The 10,852-nt window shown below is 65.3% G+C and carries 11 protein-coding genes, 1 tRNA gene and 1 pseudogene; 4 read left to right on the top strand and 9 right to left on the bottom strand.

Annotation, left to right across the window (positions count from 1 at the left end; all coding sequences use genetic code 11):
- Window positions 1-370: pseudogene (locus tag A5699_RS18685) on the bottom strand (hypothetical protein); the annotation flags it as partial.
- Between A5699_RS18685 and A5699_RS18680 the strand changes: the two are divergent.
- Complete coding sequence (locus tag A5699_RS18680; protein WP_369806725.1) at window positions 369-677, top strand: hypothetical protein; 309 nt, start codon at window positions 369-371, stop codon at window positions 675-677. The pseudogene A5699_RS18685 and the gene A5699_RS18680 overlap by 2 nt on opposite strands.
- A 5-nt stretch (window positions 678-682) precedes the next feature.
- Here A5699_RS18680 and A5699_RS18675 read toward each other — a convergent pair whose 3' ends face one another.
- The 7 genes from A5699_RS18675 to A5699_RS18645 all read right to left on the bottom strand — a co-directional run bounded on the left by A5699_RS18675 (window position 683) and on the right by A5699_RS18645 (window position 6,947).
- Window positions 683-1,009: a YnfA family protein gene (locus A5699_RS18675; protein ID WP_067772029.1), complete on the bottom strand. Its 327-nt coding sequence runs from the start codon at window positions 1,007-1,009 to the stop codon at window positions 683-685.
- A 1-nt stretch (window position 1,010) separates the two neighbouring features.
- On the bottom strand, window positions 1,011-1,757 hold the full coding sequence (locus A5699_RS18670; protein WP_067772026.1) for an ABC transporter ATP-binding protein: 747 nt from the start codon (window positions 1,755-1,757) through the stop codon (window positions 1,011-1,013).
- On the bottom strand, window positions 1,741-2,595 hold the full coding sequence (locus tag A5699_RS18665; RefSeq protein ID WP_067772024.1) for an ABC transporter ATP-binding protein: 855 nt from the start codon (window positions 2,593-2,595) through the stop codon (window positions 1,741-1,743). The genes A5699_RS18670 and A5699_RS18665 overlap by 17 nt, the downstream gene beginning before the upstream one ends.
- Window positions 2,592-3,794, bottom strand: coding sequence for a branched-chain amino acid ABC transporter permease (locus A5699_RS18660; RefSeq protein WP_067772022.1), 1,203 nt, complete (start codon window positions 3,792-3,794; stop codon window positions 2,592-2,594). Before A5699_RS18660 ends, A5699_RS18665 begins: the two co-directional genes overlap by 4 nt.
- Window positions 3,791-4,828 (bottom strand): branched-chain amino acid ABC transporter permease, encoded by a 1,038-nt coding sequence (locus A5699_RS18655; RefSeq protein ID WP_067772020.1) that lies wholly within the window; start codon window positions 4,826-4,828, stop codon window positions 3,791-3,793. The genes A5699_RS18660 and A5699_RS18655 overlap by 4 nt, the downstream gene beginning before the upstream one ends.
- Window positions 4,829-4,912: 84 nt before the next feature.
- On the bottom strand, window positions 4,913-6,124 hold the full coding sequence (locus A5699_RS18650; RefSeq protein ID WP_067772011.1) for a branched-chain amino acid ABC transporter substrate-binding protein: 1,212 nt from the start codon (window positions 6,122-6,124) through the stop codon (window positions 4,913-4,915).
- Between the two features lie 196 nt (window positions 6,125-6,320).
- Window positions 6,321-6,947, bottom strand: coding sequence for an ANTAR domain-containing response regulator (locus A5699_RS18645; RefSeq protein WP_067772009.1), 627 nt, complete (start codon window positions 6,945-6,947; stop codon window positions 6,321-6,323).
- An 83-nt stretch (window positions 6,948-7,030) separates the two neighbouring features.
- Between A5699_RS18645 and A5699_RS18640 the strand changes: the two genes are divergently transcribed.
- The 3 genes from A5699_RS18640 (at window position 7,031) to A5699_RS18630 (ending at window position 8,206) form a co-directional block, all read left to right on the top strand.
- Window positions 7,031-7,107: transfer RNA gene (locus A5699_RS18640), tRNA-Leu, on the top strand.
- A gap of 65 nt (window positions 7,108-7,172) precedes the next feature.
- A complete protein-coding gene (locus A5699_RS18635) occupies window positions 7,173-7,433 on the top strand; it encodes a hypothetical protein (protein WP_067772001.1) in 261 nt (86 codons plus the stop codon).
- Window positions 7,434-7,531: 98 nt separating this feature from the next.
- Window positions 7,532-8,206, top strand: coding sequence for an isoprenylcysteine carboxylmethyltransferase family protein (locus A5699_RS18630; RefSeq protein WP_067771999.1), 675 nt, complete (start codon window positions 7,532-7,534; stop codon window positions 8,204-8,206).
- A 27-nt stretch (window positions 8,207-8,233) separates the two neighbouring features.
- On the opposite strand, the gene A5699_RS18625 is transcribed toward A5699_RS18630, so the two are convergent.
- Window positions 8,234-10,852, bottom strand: a 2,619-nt coding sequence (locus tag A5699_RS18625; RefSeq protein WP_067771994.1) for a condensation domain-containing protein, incomplete at its 5' end; no start/stop codon positions are given.

Here is a 10,852-nt window from a genome sequence, read left to right as displayed (position 1 = left end):
CGTACCCTGCCCACTGTTCGTCGTCGTAATCACGGCTGCGCATGATCATCTCGCGGGGCACCCGGCCGGCCGCGGCGTGCAGCACATTGGATTCGCGACCGCTGATCCCCTCACCGACCAGAACGGCGACGTGGCCGTCGCCCCGTTGCTCGCGTAACAATGTGACCGCATGCCAGAGTTTGGCGATCGGCTCTTCCGGCCACGGCAGCGCCCGGTTGGCGGCATAGAGGGGCCGGCCGTCCAACGGCGCGGTGCGTGCGGCTTTCGCGATCAGGTCGGCGGCTGTGCGGGTGGCGTCGGAGTCGGTCACGCCGGCTCGACGCAGCGCTGCGACCGCCGCGGCCGGCCGGGTGCCCCGCGAGATGATCATGCGCAGCCGTGATTACGACGACGAACAGTGGGCAGGGTACGTCGAGCAGTTGCGCTCCCGTGGCTGGCTGGACGAGCAGGGCGCTCTCACCGATGCCGGACGAGACATCAAGCAGGCCATCGAGGATCGCACCGATGCGCTGGCCCTCGAGGCGCTGGGCGCGCTGACCGACGACGAGATCACCACCTTGTTCCAGGTGCTGACGCCGATCACTCGGCAGGTGGTGGCCGCCGGGGATGTTCCGGCTGCCACTCCCATGGGCCTGAGTCGCGATGACCTCGATGACGAAAGTGCCCATCTGGGTTGAGCCGCTCAGCGCGGGGCGTACATGATCAGACCGACACCGGCGAGCGCGACGAGCGCACCGGTCACGTCCCAGCGGTCGGGCCGGAAACCGTCGACCGCCATGCCCCACAACAGCGACCCGGCGATGAACACCCCACCATAGGCCGCCAGCACACGGCCGAAGTGGGCGTCGGGCTGGAACGCCGCGACGAAGCCGTAGGCGCCCAACGCGATCACCCCGGCCCCCATCCAGAGCCAGCCGCGATGCTCGCGCACTCCCTGCCACACCAGCCACGCCCCGCCGATCTCCAGCACCGCGGCGAGCACGAACAATGCGATCGATTTGGCGACCATGTCAGGCGACACCGAGGTAGGCGGCACGAATACTGTCGTCTGCCAACAGCTTCCGCGCGTCACCGGTGCGGGTGATGTTGCCCGTCTCCAGGATGTAGGCCCGATCCGAGCGGCTCAACGCCTGTTGGGCGTTCTGCTCGACCAACAGCACCGTGGTGCCCTCGGTGTTGATCTGGGAGATGATCTGGAAGATCTGTGAGATCACCATCGGCGCCAGCCCCATCGACGGTTCGTCGAGCAGCAGCACGCGGGGCCGGGCCATCAGCGCCCGGCCGATCGCCAACATCTGCTGCTCCCCGCCGGAGAGCGTGCCGCCCACCTGCGAGCGTCGTTCGGCGAGCCTCGGGAATGTGGTGAAGACCCAGTCCAGGTGCTCGAGGTGTTCGTGGCGGGAGGGGAATTTGCGCCCGTAGCAACCCATTTCCAGGTTTTCCAGCACCGTCATGCCGGGAAACACCCCGCGGCCCTCGGGGGCCTGGATCAGCCCGTCGATGACCCGCTGATGCGCCTTGACCTTCGAGATGTCGCGGCCTTCGAACCACACCGAGCCCGAGGTGAGCGGCCGCAGACCTGAGATGGCCCGCATCATGGTGGTCTTGCCCGCTCCGTTGGAGCCCAGCAGCGTGACCAACTCACCCTCACGCACTGTGAGCGAAACCCCATGCAGCGCTTTGATCCTGCCGTAGTGCACCACCGCGTCGCGCACTTCGAGCAGCACCGGGCGGACGGACTCAGCCGAGTTGGTCATCAGGCACCCCCAGATAGGCGGCGATGACCTTCGGGTCCTCGCGGATTTCGGATGGTAAACCGTCGGCGATCTTGCGACCGAACTCGAGCACCACGATGCGGTCGGTCACCCCCATCACCAGACGCATGTCGTGTTCGATCAGCAGTACTGTGTAGCCGTCGTCGCGGATCTTGCGGATCAACTCGATCAGCGAGGACTTCTCGGCCGGATTGAAACCCGCCGCCGGCTCATCCAGGCACAGCAGTTTGGGCTCGGTGGCCAGCGCCCGGGCGATCTCCAGGCGGCGCTGGTCCCCGTAGGAGAGATTTTTGGCCTTCTCCTCACCGCGGTGGGCGATCCCGACGAAATGGAGTAAGGCAGCCGATCTCTCGATCGCCGACCGTTCCTCGCGGCGGTGCCGCGGTGAGCGGACCAGGGCACCCGGCACCGAGGTCTTGTGCCGCGCGTCGGTTCCCACCATGACGTTCTCCAGTGCGGTCATCTCACCGAAGAGCCGGATGTTCTGGAACGTACGCGCGATCCCGCGACGGGTGATCTGGTGGCGTTTGATCCGTCCCAACGGGGCGCCATCGAAGACCACCGTGCCTGAACTGGGCCGGTACACCCCGGTGATCGCGTTGAAGCACGTCGTCTTGCCCGCGCCGTTGGGCCCGATCAGCCCCAGAATCTCGCCCCGACGGATGTTGAAGCTCACCGAGTCCAGCGCCACCAGCCCCCCGAACTTGACGGTCAGATCGCGCGTTTCCAGCAGGATCTCACCCTCGGCAGCCTGAATGTCGCGATGCACTCCGGCCAGTTCCTCGACGCTTTCCGGCACGCCGGGCATGGGTTCGCTCATCGGACCGGATCCTTGTCGGTGTTGCCGCGCAACAACTGTCGGGCCGATTTACCGTAGGTCAGCAGCTGCTGGCGCACCGGGAACAATCCCTGCGGCCGGAAGATCATCAACACCACCAGCGCCAAGCCGAAGAACAGATACTTCAGGTCGCCGAGGTTGATTCCCAGGAATTCCACCCCGAGCAGCCGGTTGGGCAGATACACCACGACGAATGCCCCGAAGATGACACCGAGCTTGTTGCCCTGCCCGCCGAGCACCACCGCGCACAGGAACAACATCGAGTTGATGATGTTGAACGTCGGCGGTGCGACGTACTGGACCTGCCCGGCGTATAGCGCACCGGACAGGCCACCGATCGCGGCGCCGATCACGAAGGCCCACAGCTTGAACCGGAACGCGTTGACGCCCATCACCTCTGCGGCGTCCTCGTCTTCACGGATCGCCACCCAGGCCCGTCCGACGCGACTGCGTTCCAGGTTGCCGACCAGAAGCAGGATGGCGACCATCAGGATCAGGCCCAGCCAGAACCACCACGTGCCGTAATTGGCCTCACCGGCCGAGTTGCCGCTGGAGAACACGCCGCTGGGCAGCTTCTCGCTCTCCCCCACACGTGGATAGGCAATCTGGTTGAGCCCGCGCGAACCGTTGGTGACGTCGGACAAGTTGTCGGCGAGCAGCCGGATGATCTCGCCGAAGCCGAGGGTGACGATCGCCAGATAGTCGCCGCGCAGCCGCAGGGTGGGGGTACCCAGGATGAGTCCGGCCAGTGCGGTGACGGCCATGGCCAGCGGTACACACGACAGCCAGGCCCAATCCTGGCTGAAGAAACCGTTGGGGCCCATCTTGTTCCACGGGCTGTCGGGGCTGGTCAGCAAGGCCACGGTGTAGGCACCGACCGCGTAGAAGCCGACGTAGCCCAAGTCGAGCAGACCCGCTTGCCCCACCACGACGTTGAGGCCGATCGCGATGATGGCGACCATCGCGAACTGCGCCATGGTGCCGCCGAAGCTGATGCCGGTGGTGTCGAGGAAGTTCGGGGTGAATAGCGGCAGCAGGCCGAGCAGAGTGAAACCGACCAGCCCGACACCCCATTTGGCCCACCGCGGCAATGCCGACCACGAGTCGCGCAGCGCGTCCCCCGGTGCCAGCAGGGTCCTGCTCACCGGTCCGGCAGACGTCGAATCGTGATGCTCGTTCATACTCGCGCCTTCCCGAGGCTCTCACCGAGTATGCCGGTCGGCCGGAACAGCAGGACCAGCACGAGGAGGACGAAGGCCACCACGTCACGCCACTGGGTTCCGAACACCGCCTGCCCGTAGTTCTCCATGATGCCCAGCAGCAGGCCGCCGAGCAGGGCTCCGCGCAAGTTGCCGATGCCGCCGAGGACCGCGGCCGAAAACGCTTTGATACCGAGCAGAAAACCGCCCGAATAGATGATGCCCTGCGGCACCTTCAGGGTGTACAGCAGCGCGGCGGCACCGGCGAGCAGACCGCCGATCAGGAACGTCCGCAGGATGATGCGTTCGCGGGAGACGCCCATCAACGTGGCGGTGGTCGGGTCCTGCGCGACCGCGCGGATGCCGCGCCCGAATCTGGTCCGGTTGATCGCGATGTCGGTCAACAATGCGAGCACCAGAGCCGCACCCACGATCACCAGCGTCACGTTGGACACCGTGGCACCGAAGACCGTGAACTGGGTTTTCGGTTGTACCAGGACGATCGGTTGTTGGGCGTTACTACCGCCGTAACCCTTCATGAGCTCGGGGAGGACGAAATGCACGAATTCCTGCAGGACGAACGACATCCCGATCGCGGTGATGAGGAACGTCAACGCCCGGGCGTTGCGTTTTCGCAGCGGCCGGTAGGCGATGAGTTCCAGTCCGACGGCCGCTGATCCGGAGACCAGCATCGCGAAGAGCAACGCGATGCCCAGATAGAGCACCGTCAGCGCGACGCCCTTGTTGTAGGCGTTGCCGCTGGGGCTGAAGCCGAGGATGACATCCAGACAGAAGTATGCGCCGAACATGCCCAGCATGAAGATCTCGGAGTGGGCGAAGTTGATCAGCCGGAGCACACCGAACACCAGGGTGTAACCCACCGCCACGAGCGCGTAGATCGCGCCCCACGACAGCCCGTCGATCGTCAACTGCCAGAAGCCGTCTCGTAGACCGTCCAGGTTGAAACTGATGTTGGCGGCCAGGCAGGCGGACTGCTCGACGCACTGGTGGATCATCCGGTGGCGGCTCCTGACTGGAGTGGTTGGGGAACGAAACGCGTCCGAGTCCTGCGGCGGTCTCGGACGCGTTTCGTGCGGCGACTACTGGACTTCGTACATCCAGATCAAGGTGGTGGTCAGCTCACCTTTGTCGTTCCACTGGTACTTACGGGCCACACCCTGTCCTTCGTAGTTGCGGACGAAGTCCAGCAGCGCCGGCCGGGTGATGGCACCCGAGTCGATGCCCTTGAGCAGGATGGTGCCCAGGTCGTAGCCCTCGGTGCTGTAGGTGCCGGGAGCCTGGCCGAACTTCTTGGTGTATTCGTCGGCGAACGTCCCGGTGGCCGGGCCACACGGGCAGGACAGCAATGCGCCCTTCGAGGATTCGCCGGCCTGGTTGACGAACTGCTGATCCTTCGTGCCGTCGGCGCTGACGAACGTCGCCGTCACGCCACCGTCCTTGAGCTGCTGCACAAACGGTGCGGCCTCGGAGTAGTACCCGCTGTAGAACACCGAATCGGGGGCGGCGTTCTTGATCTGTGTGACGGCGGCCGAGAACTCCTTGTCGCCCTTCTTCACCGAGATGTTGCACGACGAATCAGCTACGGGACCAAGCGTTTCACGCACCACCTGGGCCAGCCCGAGGCCGTAGTCGGTGCTGTCGTCGACCACGCACACCTTCTTGTTGCCGAGGGTGTTCTTGAGGTAGTTGGCGACCGAGGGGCCCTGCACACCATCGTTGGCCAGGCCGCGGAAGAAGGTCCGCCACCCGTTCTCGCTCAACGTGACGTTGGTGGCCGATGCGCTGGTGGCGACCAGGCCGGCCTGGTTAAACACGTCGCCGGTGGCCTTGGTCTCCCCGGAGAACGCCGGGCCGACCACGCCGATGATGAACGGCTCGTCGACGATCTGCGGTGCCACCCCGGTGGCCTTCTGCGGATCACCCTCGGTGTCAAAGCCCTTGAGCTGGACCTGGCAGCCGGCGTTGGCGGCGTTGTGTTTGTCGATCGCCAGCTGCACACCGTTCTTGATGTTGATGCCCAGGGCGGCGTCGGGACCGTTGAGCGCGCCCATCATGGCGATCATCACCGGCGGGCAGGTGGCCTTTCCGTCCCCGGCGGGGTCGGCGGGGGTGACGCCCTCGGCGGCCTTGATCTCGGCACCGTTCTCGTCGATCTGGACTTTCTCGACGATCTTGAGATCGGTCTGGGATGCCTCACCCCCGGGAGCGGACTGGTTGCAGCCGGCGATCGCCAGGGCAATCACGCCCGCACTTCCGAGAGCACATGCTTTCCGTGCCACGCCACCGCGCACGCTTCACCTCCGCGTCAAAGTTGTCAGTGGCACCGGCGCGCGGCCGCGTGACGGTCGGACGCCGGAGCTTCGGGTAGAACATAGCCAACCACCGGCCCGAGTGCGCGATGTTAGGTCAATGCTCGTTCGGCGTGTACTGGCTGAACGCGGAATTCAGGGCTGAGCGAAACCCACAATTAACAACGGGACCCGCCGGTCAGTTCTCCTGGGCGGGGGCTTCCTCGGAGTCCTCGAGCGTTTCCAACACCACTTCGGCAACTCGTTTCATGGTGGTCCGGCGGTCCATCGCAGCCCGCTGTATCCACTTGAACGCCTCCGGCTCGGTCATCTGGTGCTTGCTCTGGAGCAACCCCTTGGCGCGCTCGACCAGTTTGCGGGTCTCCAGCCGCTCCCCCAGCGTCGCCACCTCGTCCTCCAGGGCGGCGATCTCACTGAACCGGCTCACGGCCACCTCGATGGCCGGGACGAGGTCGGTGATGCTGAACGGCTTGACCAGATAGGCCATCGCCCCGGCGTCGCGCGCCCGCTCCACCAACTCGCGCTGGCTGAACGCAGTGAGAATCACAATCGGGGCGATGCGCTTGCTGGCGATCTCGGCGGCCGCGTCGATACCGTCGCGGCGCGGCATCTTGACGTCCATGATCACCAGGTCGGGCCGTAAGGCCTCGGCGAGGTCGACGGCCTCCTGGCCGTCCCCGGCCTCCCCGACCACCTCGTAACCCTCTTCACGCAGCATTTCGGCAAGGTCGAGGCGGATGAGCGCTTCGTCCTCGGCCACGAGCACGCGGCGGGGCTTGTCAGCGTCTGCGGGTGAGCCGGTCATGGAAAACATTGTGTCGTGACAGCCTCCGTTCGGCGAGCGCGGGGGCATCCTCTATGGTGGTAGGCCGCAGTACCGATCGGGACGCCCTCGTATCCCAACTGGCAGAGGAAACGGATTCAAAACCCGTACAGTGTGAGTTCGAATCTCACCGAGGGCACCACAAACACCAGTTCATGGTCGGTTTGCGTCACCGGCCACCGCCTGCGGCGAATACCGTGGATCGTGATGAGCGACGAACCATCGACTGATGGCGCCACTACCCGTGACCGTCGACTCCCGCGCGGGGTCCGGATCGCCGACATCACCGCCTGTGTGTTGCTCTTTCTGATCCAGGCCGGTCTGGCAGTGGTCGCGTTGATGAGCTTCATGGTGTTTCCGATGAGCATCGACAACTGCGCTTACGTGGCATGTGGTGATGAGCTGGTCCAAGGCGGCATCCTCGGAGCGGCCTGGCACATGGCGGCGCTGGCCGGGCCACTCACGTAGAAGTTGTCGGAGCGCGGCCGTCAATCGCGCCCCAGTTGCCGCTATACGACGGTAATTTGAGGCGTGCGCTCTCCAACCGAGCGCCGCCGGGAGGATCGTTGAAAGCCGTTGTTAGAGTGTTGGCGTTGGGGTTCGTCGAACTCGTGGTGTTCGGCGTGGTGCTGTTCGCCCTCGCCGGCACCCTGAACTTCTGGCAAGCCTGGATTTTCCTTGTGGTGTTTGCCCTTTCGACCTGGATTCCCGCCATCTTGTTGCAACGCGCCGATCCCGCTGCGCACAGACGCCGTAAACACGCCGGTCCGGTGGCCGAAACCCGGACGGTGCAAAAGGTTCTCATCGCCGGCTGGTACGCATCGCTGGGGGCGATGGTGATCGTGAGCGGGTTGGATCATCGCTTCGACTGGTCGACGGTGCCACCGCTGATCTGCGTGGCCGGCGATGTTCTGGTGGCCGCGGGGCTGGGTGTGACGAGCCTGGTGGTCATCCAGAACAGCTACGCGGCCTCCACCGTCCAGGTTGAGTCAGGCCAAAAGCTGGTCTCCACAGGGCTGTACGGGCTGGTGCGCCATCCGATGTACACCGGCAACGTGCTGACGATTGTCGGTTTCCCCCTCGCACTCGGCTCCTATTGGGGGCTGGTGCCGGTCGTCTCCGGTCTGATCGCCCTCATCGTCCGGATTCGCGATGAGGAGAAACTGCTCGTCGCGGAGTTGGACGGATACCGCGAGTACACGGAGAAAGCGCGCTACCGCCTCGTGCCGTACATGTGGTGAGCCCCGGCCCGATGACACGACAATGTGTCATTGGGCCGGGGTGGTGGCGGTGTGCTGCGTCAGGGCGCGCACCGACGGCGCCTCGAACAGCGTCAACATCGTCAATTCGACGTCGAGGGCGGCGTTGATTGCGGCGATGGCCCGCATCGCCGACAGCGAATCGCCGCCCAGATCGAAGAACGACTCCTGGACTCCGACCCGGTCCAAGCCCAGCACCTCGGCGAAGATGCTGGCCACGATCTGCTCGATCAAGCTCGCCGGCGGGCAATAGGGGCAATCGGCGTCGTCTAGGACCGGTGCCGGGACCGCATCACGCCGTTCCAGCCGGTTGGACTGTGCCGGTTCGGTTTCGAGCACACCCAGAGACAGCAAGCGGCGCCCGGGGTGGGTTGTCATCGCCACCAGCACCTGTGTGAACCGCTCGATCAACGCATCGATGCTGTCCGCATCGAACACATCGGTGTCGTATTGCACCCGGAGTTCCAATTCGCGCCCGGGGCCGGCCTGCACCGCGATCGGATAGTGGTAGAAATCGCGGCTGCTGAAACCGGTGATGGTCAACCCCTCGGTATCCCGCGGCGTGCCGGTGTCGGTCGGATAGTTCTCGTACACGAAGACCGTGTCGAACAATCTGTCTTGACCGGTGATGCGATGAATATCGCTGAGCGCCACGTGTTGGTGCTCGAGGGTGTCGTTGTGGGCACTCTGCAGTTGATCCAACAGGTCGGCTGTCGTCGCCGCCGGTGTGATGGTCGCCCGCACGGGCACGGTGTTGATCAACAGCCCGAGCATCGACTCCGCCCCCTCCACCTCGGGTGAGCGACCCGACACCACGGTGCCGAAGGCGACATCGTGCTGACCACTCAGGGAACTCAACAACAACGCCCACGCGCCCTGCAGCACAATGTTGACCGTCGTGCGATGTGCGCGCGCCAGCTTGGTGATGGCGCGGGTGGTCTTGGCCGGTACCCGGAACGACGTGACGCTGCGGTGTCCGAGCCGCAACTTTTGCGGCGGGCCGAGGAGAATCGGGGTCTCGAAACCGGCCAGCACCTCACGCCATGCGGCGTGGGCGGCGTCGTGATCCCGTTCGGCCAGCCAGGTCATGAAACTGCGATACGACGACGCCGCCGGCAGCCGGATTCCGTGGTACCCGGCGAAGATCTCCTGCATCAGCAGCGGCATCGACCAACCGTCGAGGACGATGTGGTGATTGGTCAGCACGAACCGATGCTCGTGATCGGAGTGGCGGATGAGGGCAGCCCGGAAGGCGGGCTCGTTCTCCAGGTCGCATACCGCCGCGCGTTCGGCCGAGCAGATCAGTCGAATCTGCTCGTCGACATCGATATCAGCGCCCGCGTGGGCGTCACCGCCGTCGGCGGTCAGATCGAGATACCGCCACGGCGCGACCGGGTCGGCGGGGATCACCTGAACCGGCTGCTCGAACTGCGGGCAGAACCGCGCTGCCAGATGCGGATGCCGGTCGACGACGGCCTGCACCGCCTCGCGGAGCCGGTGCACGTCCAGCGGACCGCTCAATGCCATGTCCAGCTGCACCGCATACACGTCGTCGCCGGAACACTTCGCGATGCCGGCGTGGTAGAGAAGCCCCTGCTGCAAGGGAGTGAGCGGCAGGATGTCGGCGACGGGGAAATCCTTGTGCAGCACGTCGATCTGCTGCTGGCTCAACCTGACCGGCACGATGTCCGACGGAGTCAGCCCTCCCCCGCCCCGGCGAACATGGGCACACATGCCCGCCAGTGCGTCGAACCACAACCGGCTGACCCGGGTGACCGCAGTGCGGTCCAGGGCCGAGGTGGCCCACGTCCAGGTGGCGTTGAGGTGTGGCCCGGTGTCGGTGTCGACGGTGACCGCATTGAGTTCCACGGAATGCGCGAGAGGTATGGACATCTCTCCCGCTGCGCCGGTCGTCGACAGGTTTCCCTGGCCGAAGCGCCACACGTCCCCCGAGGCAAATGCGGCGGGTGAACCCAGCCGGCCGAGATAGTTGAACCCGATGACCGGGTCCCCTCCGGCAAGGTTTACGTCGGGGTTGAGGTAGCGCAGGAGTCCGTAGGTGAGGCCGTCGGGTTGGTTGCGTAGTTGTTCTTTGGCGTCTTTGATGATTGTGCCGAGGGCGGGGTCGCCGGCGACGACTTGGGTCCAGCGCAGTTCGCCTGGTGTGAGGGCGACGGGGTATTTGGCGGTGAACCAGCCGATCGTGCGGGACAGGTCGACGTCGCGCCCGGAGTCCCCGGCTAACTCTGCCATTTCCTCGTGGCGCCCATGGCTTTCCACGTCGATGGCGATGGCCCCACCGCCGGTCCCGAGGTACTGCGCCCACGCCAGGGCGAACGCGATCAGCAGGATCTCCTGCACCCCGGCGTGGAACGCTGCGGGCACCTCACCGAGCAACATGTGGGTGGTCTCGGCATCCAGGAACTCCGACAGATATCCGGCCGTGGCGAAGGTGTCGTCGGCCGGTTTGGGCGCCGGCAGCGCCGCCGGGATCGTGGCCACTCGCTGCCAGGCTGCTGTGTGGCCAACCACGTCGGGGTGGCGAGCGCACTGGTCGAGTAGTTCGGCCCAGCGTGTGAATGAGGTTGTGGTGGGTGGTAGTTGGATGGGTTGGTTGCCGTGGTGTTG

It is taken from the genome of Mycobacterium sp. E802, from assembly GCF_001666875.1.
Lineage (GTDB): Bacteria > Actinomycetota > Actinomycetes > Mycobacteriales > Mycobacteriaceae > Mycobacterium.
This window is presented reverse-complemented; position numbering and strand designations above follow the sequence as displayed.